The 20,586-nt window shown below is 57.9% G+C and carries 14 protein-coding genes, 5 pseudogenes and 1 other annotated feature; of the genes and pseudogenes, 6 read left to right on the top strand and 13 right to left on the bottom strand.

Translation table 11 applies throughout. The annotated features are described in order from the left end of the window. The coding region (locus tag BDI24065_RS39435) for a hypothetical protein (protein ID WP_175035738.1) at positions 1-334 on the top strand (334 nt) is incomplete at its 5' end. Between the two features lie 168 nt (positions 335-502). Here BDI24065_RS39435 and BDI24065_RS39430 read toward each other — a convergent pair. Then, positions 503-676, bottom strand: coding sequence for a hypothetical protein (locus BDI24065_RS39430; RefSeq protein ID WP_254609953.1), 174 nt, complete (start codon positions 674-676; stop codon positions 503-505). A gap of 25 nt (positions 677-701) precedes the next feature. Next, positions 702-1,519, bottom strand: a protein-coding gene (locus BDI24065_RS39425; protein WP_175035737.1) for an IS5 family transposase whose coding sequence is annotated in 2 segments (ribosomal slippage) — positions 702-1,171 and positions 1,171-1,519 — 819 coding nt in all. Because the reading frame shifts where the segments join, the coding sequence is not laid out codon by codon here. 195 nt (positions 1,520-1,714) lie between these two features. On the opposite strand from BDI24065_RS39425, the gene BDI24065_RS41440 reads away from it, so the two are divergent. Further along, positions 1,715-2,170 (top strand): GNAT family N-acetyltransferase, encoded by a 456-nt coding sequence (locus BDI24065_RS41440; protein WP_175035736.1) that lies wholly within the window; start codon positions 1,715-1,717, stop codon positions 2,168-2,170. Positions 2,171-2,324: 154 nt separating this feature from the next. Here BDI24065_RS41440 and BDI24065_RS39410 read toward each other — a convergent pair. Further along, positions 2,325-3,561: pseudogene (locus BDI24065_RS39410) on the bottom strand (IS3 family transposase). Beyond that, positions 3,164-3,280 (bottom strand) — a sequence feature (AL1L pseudoknot). It overlaps the preceding pseudogene by 117 nt. A gap of 246 nt (positions 3,562-3,807) precedes the next feature. Here BDI24065_RS39410 and BDI24065_RS39405 point away from each other — a divergent pair. Continuing rightward, on the top strand, positions 3,808-6,486 hold the full coding sequence (locus BDI24065_RS39405; RefSeq protein ID WP_175035735.1) for a hypothetical protein: 2,679 nt from the start codon (positions 3,808-3,810) through the stop codon (positions 6,484-6,486). 142 nt (positions 6,487-6,628) lie between these two features. Continuing rightward, positions 6,629-7,158: pseudogene (locus BDI24065_RS39400) on the top strand (IS5 family transposase); the annotation flags it as partial. A gap of 125 nt (positions 7,159-7,283) precedes the next feature. On the opposite strand, the gene BDI24065_RS39395 reads toward BDI24065_RS39400, so the two are convergent. Next, on the bottom strand, positions 7,284-8,579 hold the full coding sequence (locus tag BDI24065_RS39395; RefSeq protein WP_175035740.1) for an IS701 family transposase: 1,296 nt from the start codon (positions 8,577-8,579) through the stop codon (positions 7,284-7,286). A 37-nt stretch (positions 8,580-8,616) separates the two neighbouring features. Further along, a pseudogene (locus tag BDI24065_RS41265) lies at positions 8,617-8,927 on the bottom strand (IS701 family transposase); the annotation flags it as partial. 60 nt (positions 8,928-8,987) lie between these two features. Between BDI24065_RS41265 and BDI24065_RS39390 the strand changes: the two are divergent. Together BDI24065_RS39390 and BDI24065_RS39385 are read left to right on the top strand one after the other, a co-directional pair. Beyond that, entirely contained in the window at positions 8,988-9,986 is a 999-nt protein-coding gene (locus BDI24065_RS39390) for an IS701 family transposase (RefSeq protein WP_175035734.1), read from the top strand. Positions 9,987-10,265: 279 nt separating this feature from the next. Next, positions 10,266-11,050, top strand: a protein-coding gene (locus tag BDI24065_RS39385) for an IS5 family transposase (protein WP_175035739.1) whose coding sequence is annotated in 2 segments (ribosomal slippage) — positions 10,266-10,614 and positions 10,614-11,050 — 786 coding nt in all. Because the reading frame shifts where the segments join, the coding sequence is not laid out codon by codon here. Positions 11,051-11,213: 163 nt separating this feature from the next. Here BDI24065_RS39385 and BDI24065_RS39380 read toward each other — a convergent pair. From BDI24065_RS39380 to BDI24065_RS39340, 8 genes and pseudogenes are all read right to left on the bottom strand, one after another. Beyond that, positions 11,214-12,578, bottom strand: coding sequence for a sensor histidine kinase (locus BDI24065_RS39380; protein ID WP_175035733.1), 1,365 nt, complete (start codon positions 12,576-12,578; stop codon positions 11,214-11,216). Continuing rightward, positions 12,559-13,236, bottom strand: coding sequence for a response regulator transcription factor (locus tag BDI24065_RS39375; protein WP_175035732.1), 678 nt, complete (start codon positions 13,234-13,236; stop codon positions 12,559-12,561). The genes BDI24065_RS39380 and BDI24065_RS39375 overlap by 20 nt, the downstream gene beginning before the upstream one ends. Continuing rightward, positions 13,233-14,540, bottom strand: a complete 1,308-nt coding sequence (locus BDI24065_RS39370; RefSeq protein WP_175035731.1) for an MFS transporter — start codon at positions 14,538-14,540, stop codon at positions 13,233-13,235. The genes BDI24065_RS39375 and BDI24065_RS39370 overlap by 4 nt, the downstream gene beginning before the upstream one ends. An 89-nt stretch (positions 14,541-14,629) precedes the next feature. Further along, positions 14,630-15,619: a quinone oxidoreductase family protein gene (locus BDI24065_RS39365; RefSeq protein WP_175035730.1), complete on the bottom strand. Its 990-nt coding sequence runs from the start codon at positions 15,617-15,619 to the stop codon at positions 14,630-14,632. Positions 15,620-15,674: 55 nt separating this feature from the next. Then, positions 15,675-16,673: an ABC transporter substrate-binding protein gene (locus BDI24065_RS39360; RefSeq protein ID WP_175035729.1), complete on the bottom strand. Its 999-nt coding sequence runs from the start codon at positions 16,671-16,673 to the stop codon at positions 15,675-15,677. 185 nt (positions 16,674-16,858) lie between these two features. Continuing rightward, positions 16,859-17,858: pseudogene (locus BDI24065_RS39350) on the bottom strand (IS110 family transposase). Between the two features lie 92 nt (positions 17,859-17,950). Further along, positions 17,951-19,288, bottom strand: coding sequence for a tetratricopeptide repeat protein (locus tag BDI24065_RS39345; protein WP_175035728.1), 1,338 nt, complete (start codon positions 19,286-19,288; stop codon positions 17,951-17,953). A gap of 679 nt (positions 19,289-19,967) precedes the next feature. Beyond that, positions 19,968-20,468, bottom strand: a pseudogene (locus tag BDI24065_RS39340) (IS3 family transposase); the annotation flags it as partial. Between the last annotated feature and the right edge of the window lie 118 nt (positions 20,469-20,586).

Raw genomic sequence — 20,586 nt, 5'->3', positions numbered from 1 at the left:
TGCCGATGACCGGGCGCTGCTCGACGCCTACCGTCAGGCGTCCGGGACGAACGAGCGCACGGCGCAAATCCATGCTGGCCAGCTGGCCCATCTGGCCAGCTGGCTGCGGGCGACGCCTGACGCCCAGGGGCGGGCCCGCCCTACCCTGAGCGAGCTGAAGGACGAACTGGTGGCCTCCGGCGCTCGCGCCCTCGACAACCCCCATGTGCACGCGTTCCGGAATTCACAGGCCGGCACGCCCTCGGCGCGCCGCGATATCGGCGCCGCACTGGACGCGCTGGTCCGCGGAAACACGGCGCAAAGGCACCGGCCTTCACGCGGCTTCGGATTTTGAGGCGTCCGCTTCGCGTCCGGTCGCGCAGCATGCCCATCGGACATGTCCAATGCGGTAATACGCTCAACCGTGGTTCGACATGCCTATCCAGCCTGCCAGCAATACGGGGAATCCCCCTTTCACCTCCAGTTGCGACGCGTCTGACGCCGCCCCTCCCGGCCAGACTGGTCAATGCAGGTAGCCGACGAGAATGCCGGCGCCGGCACCCGCCTGCAAGCCAACGGTCGTGCCGCCCATGAGTAGAATCGCTGGCGCATGCGCAATGGCGATCTCGGCCAGCCAGGCTATCGCAGGATTCGACAACCCCAGGGCCAGCTGCGTGGAATTGATCCCGAGGATCATCGCCGATCCCGCCTTAGAGACGGTTTCATAAAGACTGCTCGACGCGCCGAAGGGTATTCCAGCAGATCAGGCAGCAACCGAGTTTGAGGAACGCGCCGTGAATGTCCGCACGTCGCTCGAAACGAATACGGAGGCGACGGAAGTGATGCAGCCAAGCATGCGTGCGTTCAACGACCCAGCGATATTTGCCAAGGCCACTGCCATGTTCGGTACGGCGCCTGGCGATCACCGGTTCAATACCGCGATTGCGCAACGCTCGTCGATGTCGCTCGGAGTCGTATCCTCGATCGGCGTAGACCACACGCGGTCTGTGCAGCGGGTGGCCTCGCAGTCCGCGAATCGGCGGAATCGCGTCAATCAGCGGCAGCAATTGCGTGACATCGTTGACGTTCGCGCCGGTCAGGATCGCGGCAAGCGGCGTGCCGTTGGCGTCGGTGACGATGTGGTGCTTGGAACCGGGTCGCGCGCGATCGGTTGGGTTTGGCCCAGTTTTTGGCCCGCCCCAACGGCGCGAATCGATGACGAATCGACAGCGGCTCGCGAGAAGTCGATCTGGTCTGCTGCTCGCAGCTTCGCGAGCAGCAGCTCGTGCAAGCGATCCCACACGCCGGCCTCCTGCCAGTCGCGTAGTCGTCGCCAACATGTCACGCCCGAGCCGCACCCCATCTCGGCAGGCAGGTCGCGCCAGCGAAGCCCAGTCTTGAGAACGAACAAGATACCGGTCAGCGCGGCGCGATTCGAAACAGGCAGGCGGCCCGGGTTCTTCTCGCGCCGCGGCTTGGATGGTGGCAGTGACGGTTCGATCAGTGCCCACAACTCGTCGTCGATGATCGGCTTGCCCATCTCCTCGATCTCGGTTGTTCCGATGCCTGAGGTTAACAGCTCGCCGCGAAAGTTAACAGTCCCCACAGGCCCTTTTTGAAACCGTCTCTTAGGGAATAAAAGTTCGCCGTTCGGGGCTCTACTTTGCTTTAGCGCCTTCTCAGAGATTAAGCTAAGCGAAGAATGTTGCTTTTCGAACGAAAATAAAGATTCCATATGAAATCGAGCGCAGATCAACAGTCGTGGTGCTTTGGACATTCGTCGCCTCCACCGATATTCGAAACTGATCGCTTCCTTGTCGTAGCGTTAACGGGCGTCTACGCGTGGAACCTGTTGGCTGTGCTTCTTCAGGATGAGGCCTTGGCTTCACGGGTTGACTGGATGAAAGACAAGTCCAGGGACGGTGCATTGCAAGAGGCGTTCTGCATCGAGCTGCAGCGCAATGCGGGTCAAGCCAGGGTGTGGAGCATTGTCGATCGAGCAAGACGCATGCAAGTTGGGGCCGTTATAGTGAGACATTCCATCGAGGGACTCGATGTTGATGTGCTGGTTGCATCACCGTTTTGGGACCAGGGTGTTTCCGACGAAGCTGTTGCTCCGGTCATGGAATGGCTGGAAAGGACTAATCTCACGCTGCAATTTGTTGTCAAGTTGAACCACACCCTACCCTGATGTCGGGAAACCCATTGTACGCATTGAATGTATAAAGGAATGCTTTACATTCACTGGCGAGGACTCCCCCATGGCAGACCTGATGTTGTCCGTGATGGTGGCATTCGCGGAGATCGAGCGTGAACCGCACCGGGAATCGTGGAGGCTGGTTGGTTTAAGTTAATGCAGGCACGTCAGCGGCATTTCTGAGTTGCCTGTAGTAGTTTGCCTCAGCCTCAGCGGGCGGGATATAGCCGAGCGGTTCCATCAGCCGATGATGGTTGTACCAGGCCACCCATTCCAGGGGCGCCGGGTCGACGGATTCCATCGCTTTCCAAGGGGTGCGCCGATGAATCAGTTCCGTCTTGTACAGGCCGTTGATCGTTTCAGCCAGCGCATTGTCGTAGCTGTCGCCCCGGCTGCCAACCGATGGCTCGATGCCTGCCTCAGCCAGCCGTTCGCTGTAGCGAATGCTGACGTATTGGATCCTCTGTCGGAGTGATGAATCAAGGTTCCGTCCTCGCCCGGTTGGCGGGCGTACTGCGCCTGTTCAAGTGCATCCAGAACAAAGTCCGTGGTCATCGACGAGCTGATGCGCCAACCGACAATACGGCGGGCGAACACGTCGATCACAAATGCCACGTACAGCCAGCCTTGCCAAGTCGAGCCATACGTAAAATCCGACACCCAGAGCTGATTCGGTCGATCGGCCTTGAACTGCCGGTTCACTCGGTCCAGCGGGCGCGGCGCGATCACATCGGGAATCGTTGTGCGAACTCGCTTACCGCGAACTGCGCCACGCAAACCCTGCAGCTTCATCAACCGACCGACCGTGCAGCGTGCCACTGCAATGCCTTCTCGGTTCATCTGCTTCCAGACCTTCCGCACGCCATAGACCTGCATGTTGACTTGCCAGACACGCGTGATCTCCGGTTGCAAAAGCTCATCGCGTTTCGCGCGAACACAGCGTTTGGACGGATCGCGAAGTTGTGCCGCATGGCGTCGGTAGCCCGACAGGGCAATCCGCAAGACCTTGCAGATCGGCTCGACCCCGAAGGTGTCGCGATGCTGATCAATGAAGGCCTTCAGGACTTGAAACGGCGGTCGAGTTCCGCCTGGGCGAAAAACGCGCTCGCAAGCTTGATAATCTCGTTGGTCCGGCGCAGTTCTTTGACCTCGCGCTCCAGGGCCTTGATGCGTTCACGCTCGGCCGTGCTCACACCATCGCGCTCCCCGCGCTCGACCTCGTCGCGTTTGACCCAACCCAGCAGCGTTTGCGGCGTGCAGCCGATCATCGGTGCAATCGATTCGACTGCCACCCACATCGACGGGTGTTCGCTACGCTGCTCGCGCACCAGGCGCACTGCGCGCGCTCGGACTTCCGGGGAAAACTTGTTTGGCTTCTTGTTCATGGCTCCATTCTCTCAAGAGTTGGAGCCTCCACAAAACCCGGTGCGGTTCAGAACCTTAGTCTTGCATATCAGAGTGGGCACCACGAGACGCGCATGCTTCAATTGCTTGTCCTCACTCGATTGCCTGCCAAAGCGGCGGGTGCGCTTTGCTGCAAGTCGGTTTGTTTCATACCCGCAATTGACGTAGCGTTGCCGGCAACATGCCGGCAATGTGCTAATACCTACTGCACGATATGGAGAATCTAGATGTCAGGAAATCGTATCAATCTTTCCACCTTAGCTTCGCACGTTCCATCAGAATCTGCGGCAGGAGTTTCTTCAGGACCATCTGGCGAAGGATCGAGTGCAGCCCGCGGACAACATCTGCCGCCCTCGGTTCCGAGCCCCTTAAGCCGCCTGCCGCGCCGACAGGCCAGCAAAGTGCAAGACGAGGAAGAAGAATCGCTTGATCGTCGCGCCGCAAAAAAACCACGGGCGTCATCATTTACCGATGATGTCGACATGCCGGATGTCGGCTTATCCAATACGCAACCGGCGAGCAACGACATTAGCCTTCGCACGGAGATGGGCTTGGCTTTTCATCATGTAACCCCTATGAGAACGGTGGTCAGCGATCTCCATACGGGCGAATTATTGATGGAGATGCACGGTTCGCAAATACCGGTGGCTAAGGTCAATCACGGTTTCCCGATAAAGGATTCGCAAAAACCTTACGCGGTTCATTCAGACTATGTTTCGCCTGCGGATCCGTTTCGGTGTCACCCAAATGTTAAGGTTGGGAATATCGAATTACCGCCTGAAACAAAATCGATCATGCAGCACTATTTTCCTGTCGAAGCCGCCAAGCCCGACTACTTTGCTAAGCGTGAAAATGAAATCAAGGCGGAATACGAGGCGCCGTTGCACAATAAAAAACCACCTTCTGCTTTGCAATGGCGGCCCAAGCGATTGACCCCAAAAGAGTGTTACAGCAAGGAGCAAGCACAAGCACTTGCAAAAACTTTCGGCGTGGTGGCCATCGATTACGACAACCAGAATTTCGGCGGGATGGGGCCGCCATTCGCTGGGGCGGAGCTCAAGACCGCAGCCCAGCGCAGGCAGTACATCGCACAAACCAGCAAAGCGGCTTTCGACGACTTCTCAATGCGGGCTGGCGATCCGAGGAACCACCGGGAGCTGGTTCGCTTTGCTCCATACGGCGGCGGCAACCTGGCGCAATTCATGAATGGTAAAGCCTCACCGGAGGAGCAAGCGCATTTCATCGCTGTCGACGTCATTGTCAATACCACTAATAAGTATGGCGAACCGCGCCGCGTGGTGGCTCCACATTTATTTCAAATCGCACTAGTACCAAAAGGCATGCAAGCGATATTGGATTACGGGGACGGTGGTTATTTCTATGGTGGAAAACGACCCGGAATGTCGTTGCAGAACCCGTCCGAGATTCAGCAGGAAATCAAAACCGAACCAGTGGACGATGAAATGAATATCGACGCACCAGGGCTGGACGCGATCACACCCTCGACCACTGCCTCCAGCGCGAAGCGGCCCGCTCCAAGCAATAACCCACGAGAACCAAAACGGCACCAATCCTCACTCTCTTTTGGCGCAAGCGGCCGCGCTGCTTCGATGATGAATCCGCCGCGTCAGTCGCCTAGGCGGTCCCTCCGTAGTGCGTTGGAGCCCGATGCGAGTCCATTTATCCACTCGGAAAGTAGCGCAACGGCCAGCCGCTTGCAAGCACTGACCATTGACCAGCCTGAAGACGACGACTCGTCGTCGCTGTCGAGCGTCCCAGCCACCGACGTGGAGGACTACGATTTCGAGAATTTGGAGGAGGAAGAATCTGCCACCGTCAAAGGAAAACGGGTAAGTAGTCCGTCGGACATTGACAAAAAAAGCGATGACTTGATCATTTCGAAATTTCCACCCGGTATATGGGAGAAGGCGCAGGTACTGGCGAAGCAATCCACGTTACCGACTGGCGTAACATTCCAAGAGGCAACCGACAAAAAACCCAAGCCAGTCTATCAAGCACATTTGAGTAGAAAGCGCGTCGGATATTTCTCCGTTGTACAAGGCCGCGACAACTCAAAATCTAGAGCCATGGCTATCGCAACTCGGTTGGCCGCTGAAGCGTTAGAAGGTGGCGGGCAAAGAAAAGACACGGACGTCATTGCCAAATTCCCACCGAATATCTGGGAACAGGCTCAATTAAAAGCCCTAGAGCGTGGCTTGCCAACTGGCGTAAGATTTACGAGCAATAGATATCTCGCCGGCATGAGGATGGATGGGAAGGAAAAAACCCTCGGCAGTTTTTCGGTACTACCGGGCCGTGACAATGCCACCGCCAAAGCGCTAGCCATCGCAACTATTATGATGGCGAAGTCGGAAAATAATCTGGAAAAAAAAGATCAATCCATTATCGAGAAATTTCCGGGCGGCGTGTGGGAAGCCGCTCAACAGCGTGCCGATCAGCCAGGATTGCCCCGTGGCGTAACCCTAAGGGAAGCGTCCGCGAGAGGCCCCAGCCGTTGCTACTCGGTCCATTTCAAAAATAAATTTCATGGTTATTTTTCGGTTTTGGAAGATCGCGATGAACGCAAAGCCAAAAGCATGGCGATCGCGACGCGGATGATCTTAGAAATGGAAACTGGTGTAGGCGATGCTCAAGCCATTGCTAAATTCCCACCGGGCATGTGGGACCGGGCTAAAACACGAGCAGAGGAGCCCGGTTTGCCAAACGGCGTTAATTTCATCGAGCCCAGCGGTGGGAAGTCTCCAACCTATGTTGCGAGAATATCGCTCTCAGGGAAGAAGGTGACATTGGGTCACTTTGCCGTGATGGCGAACAGAGGCGACGCCACAGCCAGGGCCTTGGCAATCGCAACAAGATGGACTGCGGAGTTAGAAAAGGAGGAATAACCGTCTCTCGATAGATTTCCTCGGCGTCAGAATAGTTATCGTGTCGTTTGATTCTTAAAAGCTCTAACAAAATGAGTGTCGAGGGCTGTTAACCCGCTGCACGTTTTGTTAGCCTCTTCGTTGTTTCGCTGACGAGGAGGTCATGGCTAAACCGATACTCGATGACGAACTGTGGTCACTGATCCAACCGTTGCTGCCTCCACCGAAGCCACGCCGCACGCGATACCCGGGCCGCAAGCCGCTCGACGATCGCGCCGTGCTGATCGGCATCCTGTTCGTGCTGCAGTCCGGTATTCCTTGGGAAATGCTCCCACAGGAAATGGGCTGTGGCTCGGGCATGAGCTGTTGGCGCAGACTGCACGGCTGGCAACAGGCGGCCGTTTGGGACCGGCTGCACGAAGTATTGCTGGCGAAACTTCGTGCAGCCGATCGTATCGACTGGTCGCGCGTGGTCATCGATTCGTTCTCCATTCGTGCAATGGGATCAGGTCAAAAACAGGACCCAATCCCACCGATCGGGCGCGACCCGGTTCAAAGCAACATCTCATTACCGAAGCGCAGGGCATCCCGCTCGCACTGATCCTCACGGGCGCCAATCGTAACGACGTCACCCAACTGCTGCCGCTGATCGAGGCCATCCCGCCCATTCGTGGCAAGCGGGGGGTGCCCCTATGTTCTTCGTCAAGCGTTAGTCTTACGGTGTCAATAAATCGACATTGAGTGCCGAGCAAAACGGGCATCGCTGGAGCCGGCGGGCGATGTATGCAGCGATACGCCAGCGCAGCGTGGTGATGGAATCAGCAACGTGGCGCTGCGTTCGCTGGGGACCCGCGTGGCACGTAATTCGAGGGTAAGGCAAATGGGTTGCAGATCGCGGAGTTTCTTTTACTGCCGCCTTGAATGAGGCGTTGAGCAACAAGAAACCCATAGGCAGCAATACACAACGATGCATGGTGATGAAATCCACGCCAGCCACGTCCTTCGAAGTGTCCCAGGCCGAATTCCTGCTTGAGATCCTGATAGTCCCACTCGATACGCCAGCGCATTTTGGCGACATGAACCAGTCGTTCGAGCGTGGTGTCCAGAGGCAAAGTCGAAAGACAGTACTTGAGTGGCTGCGCATCACCTTCGGGCCATTCGATCAGCAGCCATTCCTCATCGCGCAGTGTGGAGCGCCAGTAATCGCGGTGTGAAGCGCGCACGCGCACGGCAGCAAAGCGCGAACTGAGCGCGGCGCACGTACCTTCGCGCCATATCACGTTGCGATAGCGCGAGGCATCGAGCGTCGAGGCCAGATCCTTGACTCCGATCGGCTCATGTCCCGGTGCGCGCCGTAACAAGCCGCGTGGCCGGCCCGATTTCCCCGCGGCGGGCTCGGGCGGTAGAGGCGCCGTGCCCGGCGCCCAGACGCGCGTGTTCGAGCGAATGCCCACCGCATACTGCAGCCCGAGCTCGCTGATGGCCTCCCGAAACGAGGTGTCGTCTCCATAGCCCGCATCGGTCAACACGATGCCGTCGAGCGCGCCGCTTTGCCGTGCTTCGCGCAACTGCCCGGTCGCAATCTCCGGTTTGGTTGCAAATTCGATTTCCTCGGGCACGCCAGCTTTCCGTCGTCGCACGGGATCGTCGCTCCATTCACGCGGCAGATACAGTCGATACGACACCGGTAGGCTCGCGTCTTCCGTCGCCACTGACAGGCTCACCGCAACCTGGCAGTTATCCTGCTTGCCCAGCTGGCCGCAGTATTGCCATGCCACGCCGACCGAATGCTTGCCCTTCTTGGGAAACCCCGTGTCGTCAATGATCCAGTACAACCCGCCAGCGGGGTTCATGTGCGGCAGCACCCAGCGCCGCACCTGCTCGAGCAGCGCCGTATCGGACCATTCCGACTTCGCCACGAAATGATGCAGCGACTGGTGCCGCGCGCTCACATGTTCCGGTGCCAGATGTGCCGCCAGCGGCTCGACGCTCTTGCGCTGAATTGGCAGCATCAGCCCTTGGCAATAGCCTCTCAGTCCCGACTCGCGGTCACTTTGCCCAAGCGCCTCACACAAATGTTCCAGATACGCCTCGAATGACGTCTCCCAGTCCATCATTCCTCACGCCATGAATGAAGAAGTCTCTATAGTCTTACTGTGTCGTAAACGTAGCGCCTTGCCGGCACGCCCGCAACAAGGGCACAAGTCCATGCGGGCGAGCAGGTGATAGCTCAGGCTATGACGCAGGCTTGTGATCGAGGTCGGGACATGACGCTGCGCGCGCAGGACTGCCGCGTGGGAGGTAATCCTCGGGAACGTCAGGTACTTGTGCGACGAAGTTTTTTTACCGCTGCCTGACTGTTCGGCGATGAGGCGCTCGGCCATCAGGAAGCCGTAAGCGGCGATGCTCAGGCTTGCGTGATGATGAAACCCTCGCTAGCCGCGCCCCTCGTAGTGGCCTAGTACTACAGCCGTAACTATTTTTTATTATATTATGTTAGTAGTGCGATTAAAATATGAGATATGAAATCACTCGTAAAGGAATGGGAGCATGAACTTGAGGCGTTACACGCGCGTCTGGCAAACCAGTTCAGTCGGTCCGAGTCGCGTGAGCGGTCACTGTCCTATCTGAAGGGACTGCTGGGTACGGCCGAGCGCAAAAACGGCTGGCAGCTTGCGGAATGGATCGGAGACTCGACCCCTGACGGAGTGCAGTACCTGCTCGAGCGTGCGAAGTGGGATGCGGACGCCGCGCGCATCGAGAACAGCCAGATCGGGGTGTTTCTCTGCTATGCCGGCAACGGGGGTAGCGCCTTCATTGACCGCGAGCTTTATTTGCCCCAATCCTGGATCGAGGACCCGCAACGCTGCATGTCCGCAGGCGTTCCGGATACGAGGAAGTTCGCGACCAAACCGCAGCTTGCCAGACAGATGCTTGAGCGGGCACTGGACGCAGGCGTGCCGTGCGGCTGGGTGACGGGCGACGAGGTATACGGTGGCGACCGGCATTTACGACTATGGCTGGAGTCGCGCGAACAATCCTTCGTGCTCGCCGTAGCGAAGAACGAGCCGTTGTGGTGGCAGGGGCCGACCTACGTTCGCGCAGACAAGATCGCAGCAAGCCGGCCGGCCGGCGCATGGCGACGTCTGTCGGCGGGCGCGGGGGCCAAAGGCGAGCGTTTGTACGACTGGGCGCTGACTCCGCTCTGGCGTTTGCAGATGACGGCGGAGGAACGTCGTTTCGGGCATTACCTGCTGGTACGGCGCAGCCTTGACGAGAAGCGTGAACACGCCTTCTACGTGGTGTATGCCCCACGCAGGAAGGCTACGCGACAAACGCTGGTCAACGTCGCGGGCCGCCGGTGGGAAATCGAGATTGGCTTCGAGGCGGCCAAGGGCGAATCTGGCCTGGACCAGTATGAGGTTCGCCGATGGCAGGGCTGGTATCGCCATATCACTTTCGCTCTGCTTGCCCACGCCGCACTCGCCACGCTGAGGGTCCGCGGCAAAAAAAACGCCTGATGGCGTGGTGCCGCTCAGCGTTCAGGAGATCCGCCAGTTACTGTGTCGGCTGTTATGGCGCGCGACCCACTCGATCGATTACATGGTGGAATGGTCTATCTGGCACCGGACTCATCAATGGCGGGCGCAGCAGTCCCATTACCGGAAGCGCGGGTGCTCCCCTCCATCGAATTAGTTACGGCTGTAGTATTAGAGGCCAGCTCAAAAACCCCGTGAGGGGACTGGTTACTTCCTCGGCGAGCTGTTAACCTTGGTGACCAGAACAACGGAAGCCCAAGGATTGAAGCGCCGATCATTGACGACGAGCTGTGGATACTGATCGAACCATTGCTGCCACCCGTGAAGCCTCGAGCGAAGAGCGATCCTGGTCGTCCGCGCGTGTCCGATCGTACGGCGCTCAACGGCATCCTGTTCGTGTTCAAAACGGGAATCCGCTGGAACCACTTGCCAACTCGGCTGGGCTTCGGCTCGGGCGAAACTTGCTGGCGGCGATTGAACGACTGGCAAAAGGCTGGTGTATGGGACCAACTGCACGAGCTGCTGCTCGACAAGTTGCGTGCGGCCGGCCAGATCGATCTGTCATACGCTGCGGTCGATTCGTCGTCCGTGCGAGCCGTTGGGGCGGGCGAAAAACAGGCCCGAACCCCACGGATCGTGCGCGCCCCGGTTCCAAGCACCACATCCTCGTAGACGCCAACGGCGTTCCCGTTGTCGCGATCCTGACCGGGGCGAACGCCAACGACGTCACGCAGTTGCTGCCGCTCGTTGATGCAATTCCGCCGATTCGCGGTGTCCGTGGCCGACCACTTCAGAAGCCAAGCGTCGTCTACGCCGATCGAGGCTACGATTCCACGCGCCACCGACGTGCGCTGCGTGAACGCGGCATCAGGCCCGCGATCGCGAAGCGCCGGACCGAACATGGCAGCGGGCTCGGCAAGTATCGTTGGGTAGTCGAACGTACGCACTCCTGGCTCCATAATTTCCGTCGTCTACGCACGCGCTTCGAGCGACGTGCCGACATTCATGAAGCATTCCTGAAACTCGGTTGCTCGCTCGTCTGCTGAAGCATCTTCAGGCGAGCCGAGCAAGGTTTTTGAACTGGCCTCTTAGGGACCGCGGGTATCAGAAAGAATGCGCCATTCGAAAACCACCCCAAAGTGAGGGCGAACATCGCTTCCGCAGTAAGCGCGATCCTCAAGAATCACTTCCGGCAAGTATTGTTGGCTTTCACAATCGGAAAATCAGACTTATCTTCGCTCCCCGTGCCGGCGATGCTTCGCTAATGGCGACCGTTCCGCCATGTGCCCGCACGATTTCTTTGGCGATTGTCAGACCGAGTCCGCTACCCTCTGCTTCCGAAGCTCGAAAAAACGGTTCGAACACGCGCTCGCGCAGTGTCACTGGAATGCCCGGACCTTCGTCGATGACGTTGACGTGCAGAGCACCATTTGTGCGCTTTGCCTCGACGGTTACCCGCGTGCCGTTGGGCGAATATCGGATCGCGTTGTCGATAAGATTGGACACCGCCGCAGACAATAGCGATTCGCTCCCTTTGATGACAAGCGCGTCGCCGAACGATACGGCTAGTTCAATATCTCGACGGCTCGCCACCAATGCAAGCTTCTCCACAGCGCGTGTGATCAGGTTTTCGAAGTCCACAGCTTCGCTCTCGAACGCCGCATAATCAGCCGATTCTGCTTGGGCGAGCATCAGAAGCTGGTTGATCAACGTGACCATCGCGCGGTTGCTGTGATGCATTGCCGCCAGTGTTTTCCGCACCTCTTCGAGGCTATGCTGGCGGCGCGCGTACTGAAGTTGCGATCCGAGCACCGAGAGCGGCGTACGTATCTGATGCGCGGCGTCGGCGATGAAGCGCCGCTGCGTCGAGGTCTGCCGCTCGATCACGTCAAGCGATGCGTTGAAGGCCGCGACCAGTGGCCGTAACTCTGCATGAAGATCGGAGGAGTCGATTCTGACACGGCTTTGCAAAGGGTGCACATTAAGTGAGATCGCGAGTCTATTGAGCGGCCTGAGTTCGCGTGCCAGGCCAGCGCAGATCAACACAATTGCGACGGCAATGCTGCCAAGGATGTACACGACCTGTGGCTTCCAGAGTGAGGTGATCAACGCATCTCGCGCCGTTAGGGTCCGCCCCACCGACACCAGCAGTTTGATGGTTCGGCCATCATCGTACATCGGCCGTTCGAGCGAAACAGCGCGGACCGGCAAGTCGGCCACTTTTGCGTCATACCACTGTAGCGACCCGGTCAAGCGCGTGCTCGGGAAATCCGAAGTGCCGGCGATCACCGCGCCGCCCTCAATTTCGATGCGATAGAACACCAAATCGCCCTCGGGTGTGCCGACGATCTGGATCGTGCTCGGTGAGACAGACGCGACCAGGCTATCCCCGCTCCAGCGCACATCGGCGGCCATCACGCGCGCCGCCGCCAACAACGCCGAATCTTGAAGCAGATCGGCGGTGCGCCGAGCGTTCGCGTGCATGACCCATGCGGCGATCAGACCAAACGCCGTCATAGGCACGATAAGCCAAAGCAGCAGCCGCACACGCAGGCTATGTTTGTGGCTCTTCATGTTCAAGCAGGTACCCGAGCCCGCGCAGTGTGATAATCGCGGCTGTACTCTTCTCAATCTTTTTTCTGAGCCGCGAGATATAGATTTCGATCGCATCACCGCTCGGCGGCGCATCACCGTCGTCGATGGCTTCGGCCAGCACCGTCTTCGATACCGTACGGCCCGTTTGCAGGATTAGCGCTTCGAGCACTGCATGCTCGCGTGGTGTGAGCGACAGCGCGTCATCCCCGACAAAGAACTGCAGTCGGTCCATATCGTAGAGCAATGTTCCGCAGCGGATGCGATTCGAGCGCACCGGCGCGTGGCGCCGTGCCAACGCTTTGATGCGCGCGATCAGCTCGCGATCGTCAAAGGGTTTGACAACGTAATCGTCCGCGCCGTCGCTGAGACAGATGACCTTCTCGCCGATATCGCCAGTGGCGGTCAGAACCAGCACCGGCGTGTCATTCGCGTTTTCTCGCATGCACCGCAGGATCGCCTTTCCCGATTTTCCTGGAAGATTAAGATCGAGCAGCACCACGTCGTAGCGCGTGCCAGCGAGCATCGCTTCGGCGGCCTCGCCATCGAGTACATGATCGACGATGAAGCCATCGTCAATCAGCGTCCTGGTGAGCCAGTGGGCGAGTTGACGGTTGTCTTCGATGAGAAGAATTTTCATTGCTCGGGAGCGCTTTGCCACCTGTATCCGTTGCGGGCCTCGCGCGAACGGTAGAGCACCAGTGTCGCCACCGCGCCGCATAGGGCAGCCGCGCCCATCCAGGCGCCTGGGGCGGCCTTGTCGCCGGTAAAATGGATCAACATCGTCGAGATGGCGGGTGTGAAGCCGCCCACTAGCGTGGCGAGGCTATAGGCCATCGAGAAGCCCGTAGTACGCACGTCCGCTGGCATCAACTCAGCGAGCGCGACGACCATTGCGCCGTTATAGCATGCATACAGCATAGAGAGCCACAATTGCACTAGCAGCAAGCGCTCGAACGACGGCGCGGCGACGAGCCACTGCATCGCGGGATAGGAGGTCAGCATAGTCAGAGCAGTAAATACCAACAGAATTGGCCGACGACCGACGCGGTCTGATACCGTACCGGAAATTGGCAGCCAGATCAGGTTTGACACACCCACGCACACTGTGACGATGAGCGAATCGATCGAAGACAAATGCAGCACTGCCTTGCCGAAGGTCGGCGTATAGGTGGTAATCAAATAAAACGACGCCGTGGTCATAACGACCAGCCCCATGCCCGCGACGATCAACCCAGCGTTCTGCACCATCGACATCATGGTCTCGCCCATGCGCGGATGATGCTTGCGGGAGGCGAATTCATCCGTCTCGCGCAGTGTGCGGCGAATCAGGAACAGGAACGGCACGATCAGACAGCCGATCAAAAATGGAATGCGCCAGCCCCACGCACTCACATCCGCTGGCGGAAGCGTCTGGTTGAGCAGCACGCCAAGCGACGCGGCGAAGATCACAGCAACCTGCTGGCTGCCTGATTGCCATGAGCAAAAGAAGCCTCGCTTGCCGGGCGTCGCGATTTCCGCGAGATAGACTGAGACGCTGCCCAGTTCGACCCCCGCCGAGAAGCCTTGCAACAAACGCCCGAGCAACACGACCACGGGGGCCGCGTAGCCGATCGACGCATAGCCCGGCACGAACGCTACGCACGCAGTGCCAATGGCCATCAGCGTTAATGACAGTATTAGACCCTTGCGTCGCCCATGCCGGTCGACGTACGCTCCGAGTACAAGCGCACCCACCGGACGCATGACGAAACCCGCGCCGAACACAGACAACGCGAGCAGCAGAGAAACGAATTCATTTTCCGCGGGAAAGAACGTGCGTGCGATGGCGCTCGCGTAATAGGCATAAACGGTGAAGTCGTACATCTCCAAGAAATTACCGCTGACGACGCGGAAAACCGCGCGAAACGATGATTCAGAACGACGGTGAGTTTCGGGTGTCATGGAGGTCCTCTGAAACCGGAAGGACGAGTTGCGTCACCGGCGACACGTAGTACCGCCGGATATAAAAAAGCTTCGGATAGTCTCGCCGACTAGCCGATGTCCATTACGGCCTTGCCGAACTGGCGTCGTTCCTCGAGCGCGGCATGCGCTTCCTCGACGTTGTCCAGCGTATAGCGACCGTTAATCTCGACACATAGCGCGCCTTGCTCGATGGCGGCGAATACGTCGTCGGCGCGCAGCTGGACGGTGACGGCATCGGCAAGGTGGTCGGCTAGGCGCGGACGTGTCAAGAACAACGAGCCCGCCTCACCCAGTTCGTATGGATCAAGGTCGCGTATCGGACCGGTCACCGAGCCGTAATTGACGACCAACCCGCGTACGCGTGTCGCGCGAAAGCTGTCGCGCAAGGTGGTCTTGCCGACCGCATCGAACACCACGTCGACACCCCGACCATCGGTCAGGTCGCGAATGCGATCCGCGAATGCCCCGTTCTCGTAGACCAGCACATGATCCGCGCCGCGCGTGCGCGCGATGGCCGCCTTCTCGGCCGTGCTGGTCGTCGCAAACACCTCGGCGCCGCGCCGCTTTGCCAACTGCACCAGCAATTGGCCTATGCCACCCGACGCCGCGTGCACGAGACAGGTCATGCCCGCCTGGAGTTTCGCAACGTCTTCCAGCAAATAGTGCGCCGTCGAACCCTGAAAGATCGCCGCGGCCGCGACGTCATAAGCGATGCCGTCAGATATTCGCGCAAGCCGCGCTGCCGGCACCACCGCGTAGTCGGCGTATGCACCCCACGAAATGCACCATGCGACCCGATCGCCCGTGTGGCATGACGAGACACCAGGCCCAACCTCGACGACCTCGCCCGCGCCCTCCATACCGAGCGTGCACGGAATTCGCACGGGATAGGTGCGTGAATCGCGGTACTTGCCCTGCCGAGTATGAACGTCCATAAAGTTAATGCCTGCCGTGACGACACGCACGAGCACTTCACCTGGCCCCGGTTTCGGAATATCGATCTCGACGCGGCGCAGCACTTCTGGACCGCCGTAATTGTGAATCTGGATGGCCCGCATGAGCACGTCTCCTGTATTTTGAAGATGGTTAAGCTTTGGGAACGTGACTCACGTGTTACGGCACGTCTGCGACGAAACGATCGGTCCAGGTACGTGCCAGGTCGACATGCCTTCGCGATACATCGGCATCGCCTTCTGCAAGAATCGCGAGCACGGTCGACGGTGCATCGACGGGCATTCGACCCGTCGGCGAGAAGGTCGGCTTCATGACTGCAAGCGCCTGCAGGTAGACGGACGGGTCGCCGCCTTTGAGCGACGCTGGCATCGCGGCCGCGATGTCCTGTTCATTGTGAGTCTGGATGAAACGCAAAGCGGTCAGTACTGCGCGCACGAGACGGGCCGTCTCATCAGGATGAGAATCGATCCACTCGCGGCGCATATAGATGCACGCACCCACGAATGAGCCGCCTAGCTGCGCGCGCGTGTCTGACGTGCTGCGCAGATCAAGGAGTCGCCGCGCCGCGCCGCGCACCAGGAGGCGGGTCGCGGTCGGCTCCTCCGTCATGCCTGCGTCGATGTCGCCCGAGGAGAGCGCCTGTTCGAAAGCCGTTTCGGTAGCAAGCGGCACAACGGCGTAAGCGTCAGAAGCCACGCCTGCGCGCGTTGCCAGGTACCGCGTCAGGAAGTAGGTCGATGAACCAAAGCCGGTCACGCCGAGCCTACGTCCTTTCGCGTTGGCCATCGTCTGCATGGCGCTTGTGCTGTGGGTCAGTTCGACGAGGCCTGCCGATTGCCCCAGTACGATCACAGATTGCACGTCCATGCCGCGACTCTGCAGCCCGATGGTATGGTCGTAGTAGCCGACCGCGCCCTGAATTGCGCCCGCGACGAGTTCTGTGGAGGTATCAATGCCCGCTGGTGACGAGAGCACGCGGACATCCAGCCCTTCCTTGCGGAAATAGCCAAGTTGGTCCGCGAGCATCACCGGAAGATAGATCAACTTGGCGGTGCCGCCCGTCATGAGCCGGATCGGCTGCGCGTAACTCGCCTGCGCTGCGCACAGCGCAAACATACAGACGAGCACACGGGCGAGCAACGATCTATCAGCTTCCATCGAAAATCTCCTGAACATCCGGGGAAACGCCTGCCGTGGTTGGTATCGCGATGTCAGAAAGTATAAAAAACCGTCCCCTTCTGTATGCTTTCCGCCAGCACGTTTTCTTCTAAGTAGTTTCCCGATGCAATCGTCGCAAACCCCGCTGATCGAGTTAGATCTCAGACTGCCGGGATGAATTGACGCTACGGTGTCGACTCCTGGAGGAGACAAGCAACTCTCGCTGGTTTTGCGCAGACGGCGAACCCCAACTTCGCTTGATCTTCGGGGTGGGCCGAATCGCCCCGATCGGTGCATTGGCAGGCGAATTCTGCCGGTGTCATCCACTGCAGCGCAGAGTGAGGGCGCGCCTCGTTATAGTACTCGCACCAGACCTCGATTTTGAGTCTGGCGTCCTCCAGCGACAAGAACCAATGAGCGTTGAGGCATTCCTCCCGGAAGCGTCCGTTGAAGGATTCGTTCTTCGCATTGTCGGTCGGCTTGCCAGGACGCGAGAAGTCAATCTCCACGCCATTCTCGGACGCCCATTTGTCGAGCTCGGCATTCGCGCGGTCATATGCACCCAGCCGATCCTCAATGTTGCCGGCATGCTCCAGCAAATCGCTGATGCATCGCCGCGACCAGCTAGGCAGCGAGTCCAGGTGAGCCGTGATGTCTAGCGGAAGCCTTTCCGGACCCTGCAGTAGAACACTCCGAACTGCGAGATCAGGCCGCGCAATCGATCGTAGGTCGCTGTTCTTTCCTCGACAGATCCCTGTCGCGTCCGATGCAGGCAAAGCGTGGACTGCTGATGCTCGTCTTTGAGTGGCACGAAACGCATGCTGGGTCGTGTCGCCGCCTCGCAAATGGCGGCCGCATCAGCCGCGTCGTTCTTGCCGCGCTTGCCAGACATCCGATATGGCGCGACCAGCTTTGGCGCCATCAACTTCGCTGTGTGGACGTACTCCTAGAACACGCGCGCCCAATAATGCGCTCCCGAGCACGCTTCCATGCCGATTACGCATGGCGGCAACTGGGTGATCAATGTGCTCTGGTCGCGAGATACACGTGGTTTGATAGCACCGCTTTGGCGGATTCACCCACGCCGTGGACGGCAAACACGTTCTTTGAAAGATCGATCCCGACGGTGACAATTGACCCAAATTTCCCCCTTCTGTTGGTGTTGATGAAGTTTTGATACTCCATCATGGCACTTCGATGCCGACTCGCGGCTTCCGCCGCAGCCTCGGAGCGAGGAAGTCCCTTTCATTCGGATAGGTCCAACGTACCGCATGCACTCAATGTAAGGAGTACGGCCCTGCAGGTTGCTCTGCGTCTGGCATGGAACAATCGGCCGCTTTAAAATTAGCAATATTATCTATTGCAACGCCGTCGAATCCTGGATCAGTAATGACATGCCCCAGTCGATCCACGGCAACACTCGCTGCACTCCAGCCCCCCGTCTCGTCACCGAGTGCCGCACATTCCCGCCTAATCAATTGCTGAGTGATCGCCTCGTTTTGAGGCAGCGACAACTGCTGCTGTAGCTCGAGAGCTGATACAAATTCGTCACGCGCTTCCCGATGCTGACGACAGCTAGACAAGATTTTTCCGATGGCAATACCTGTGGAGATCAATCTCGGACGATCATCAATCTTCTTAAAGTGCGACTTTGCTACTCCGAAGCAGGCAAGTGCCTCAGTCGATCGCCCCGCTGCGGCGAGCGTACGCCCTCGTCCATAGTACGTCATAGCGATTCCCTGGATCACTCCCGCTTCGAGAAAAAGCTTTGCAGCAACATCGAGATTTGCGAGAGAAGAATCGACCTTCCCTTGATTTGACAACGCGTCAGCTAGATTGAGCAACGCAATAGCCTCGTCAATCCTGCTTTGAATGCACTTTCCAGATCTGGCGAGATTCAATGCATCCTCGTAGCATTCGATCGCAGATAAAATATCCCCCTGCTCCTCGTGGAGCCTTCCCTGATGAAGGGTAATTCGACCCAACCCTTCGTTGTCACCCATTTCCCTGCGAAGATCACGTGCCTCTTCAAGAAACAAGTGAGCGCAATCATAATGTGATAGACCGATATACAATACGGCCACATTCAGCAGCGTCGTTGCAATCCCGTCAAAATCACCTACCTGCCGACGAATCTCAAGCGACCGCTCGTAGCATTGCCGCGCCTTGTCCGCGACTCCCATTTCGCGATACGAGACGGCCATATTGTTGAATATTGTGCTGATGTCTATTGGGGCATTGATACGTTCAAAATACTGCAAAGCGCTTTCCAGTAGTTCCACCGCCTTTGCATGCTCACCAATATGTTGAAATACTTCGGCCAACCGACCGCAAGTCACGCCTTGACCGCGAAGGTCGTTAGTGCGTTTGCGAAACTCCAGAGCCTCCTCGTATGATCTAATCGCTCCCGCATGATCGGCGACGACAAAACGGACATATCCCTCGCTTTGTGCACAATCGCCCGCACCGTTCCAATCCCCACTCTCTTTCCTGATGGAAATTGCTTGCTGGAGGCAAATTAAAGTGTCATGTAATTCACGCTTGATGAAATGACGTTCCGCTTTCGCCTCGAGTTCCGCAGCCTTTATATCAGCAGGTTTAAGAATTTTGTCCATTGATCATCAATAAATTGTCACCGCAATGCATTTCCCGTCAACGCAATGAGCCACAATAAAGCAGCATAATTCCATGAAAATAAATAGATCCATCCGTCGCGGCCGAAATTTCTCAATTTCCTTGCCTGCAACGACAATAGATAAACCATCCATTTTGCGAGGTGAGAATTGCTTATAAAATAGAGTCAAGCCTGTACTGCCGTAGCCTAAACCGTGACGAGAGCCCCCCAGGAGCAGCATCCTCCATTAAAAACAATTAATAAAATCCAATTTTTTATTACTTATTCCCTACGGGATTTGCTTAAATACCCGCCAGTGCGGCCGGCATGATGCCATCAGCCCACACTCAAGTGCAATCGCGCCTGCACACCAAATTCCATCAATTTCACTGCTCCATCTGCCATCCTCATCACATTAATCCATCTCCCGCCGAACCGCAACAATAAGGTGATTTATTTAAATTTTCGCGTTTAAATCTGATTCCACCAACCCTCGACATTAAATTAATTGCGGCAACTACGAATGGCGTGGCGGTCACACCCACAAGCTAACAAGTGCATCGCCAAGGTGGATTGAAGGGGCGAATAAATCATCTGTTTTCCGAAGGCGACGGTCATGTGAGGCGATTTTGTTAGAAGAGGCCAGTGAACCGCGCCGGGAGTCGTGGAGGCTGATTGGTTTAAGTTAATGCAGGCACGTCAGCGCTATTTCTGAGTTGCCTGTAGTAGTTTGCCTCAGCCTCAGCGGGCGGGATATAGCCGAGCGGCTTCATCATCCGATGATGGTTGTACCAAGCCACCCATTCCAGCGTTGCCAGTTCGACGGATTCCCTCGTTTTCCACGGGGCGCACCGATGAGTCAGTTCCGTCCTATACAGGCCGTTGATTGTTTCAGCCAGCGCATTGTCGTAGCTGTCGCCCCGGCTGCCAACCGACGGCTCGATACCAGCCTCAGCCAGCCGTTCGCTGTAGCGAATGCTGACGTATTGGGACCCTCTGTCGGAGTGGTGTCTCAAAGTCCCGTCCTCGCCCGGTTGCCTGGCGTACAGTGCCTGTTCAAGTGCATCCAGCACGAAGTCCGTGGTCATCGACGAGCTGACGCGCCAGCCAACGATACGGCGGGCAAATACGTCGATCACGAATGCCACGTACAGCCAACCTTGCCAAGTTGAGAGTGGAGTAAGAGGCCGGGCGTAGTCGAGCTATCTCCCGGCCTCTCCTCCCCGAACCGGACTTGCACCTCTCAGCGCATCCGGCTCTCCGTTCAAGCGTTGCTCATAGCAAAGGCGACATCGGCAT

It is taken from the genome of Burkholderia lata, from assembly GCF_902499025.1.
Classification (GTDB): Bacteria; Pseudomonadota; Gammaproteobacteria; order Burkholderiales; family Burkholderiaceae; genus Burkholderia; species Burkholderia lata_C.
Note: the sequence above shows the minus strand (reverse complement) of the source record. Positions and strands in the feature narration are given on the sequence as shown.

Bases quoted from the DNA above. Each gene is read 5' to 3' on its own strand.
- BDI24065_RS39430 (WP_254609953.1), bottom strand. From the start codon at position 676: ATGATCCTCGGGATCAATTCCACGCAGCTGGCCCTGGGGTTGTCGAAT.
- BDI24065_RS41440 (WP_175035736.1), top strand. From the start codon at position 1,715: ATGAAATCGAGCGCAGATCAACAGTCGTGGTGCTTTGGACATTCGTCG.
- BDI24065_RS39405 (WP_175035735.1), top strand. From the start codon at position 3,808: ATGTCAGGAAATCGTATCAATCTTTCCACCTTAGCTTCGCACGTTCCA.
- BDI24065_RS39395 (WP_175035740.1), bottom strand. From the start codon at position 8,579: ATGGACTGGGAGACGTCATTCGAGGCGTATCTGGAACATTTGTGTGAG.
- BDI24065_RS39390 (WP_175035734.1), top strand. From the start codon at position 8,988: ATGAAATCACTCGTAAAGGAATGGGAGCATGAACTTGAGGCGTTACAC.
- BDI24065_RS39380 (WP_175035733.1), bottom strand. From the start codon at position 12,578: ATGAAGAGCCACAAACATAGCCTGCGTGTGCGGCTGCTGCTTTGGCTT.
- BDI24065_RS39375 (WP_175035732.1), bottom strand. From the start codon at position 13,236: ATGAAAATTCTTCTCATCGAAGACAACCGTCAACTCGCCCACTGGCTC.
- BDI24065_RS39370 (WP_175035731.1), bottom strand. From the start codon at position 14,540: ATGACACCCGAAACTCACCGTCGTTCTGAATCATCGTTTCGCGCGGTT.
- BDI24065_RS39365 (WP_175035730.1), bottom strand. From the start codon at position 15,619: ATGCGGGCCATCCAGATTCACAATTACGGCGGTCCAGAAGTGCTGCGC.
- BDI24065_RS39360 (WP_175035729.1), bottom strand. From the start codon at position 16,673: ATGGAAGCTGATAGATCGTTGCTCGCCCGTGTGCTCGTCTGTATGTTT.
- BDI24065_RS39345 (WP_175035728.1), bottom strand. From the start codon at position 19,288: ATGGACAAAATTCTTAAACCTGCTGATATAAAGGCTGCGGAACTCGAG.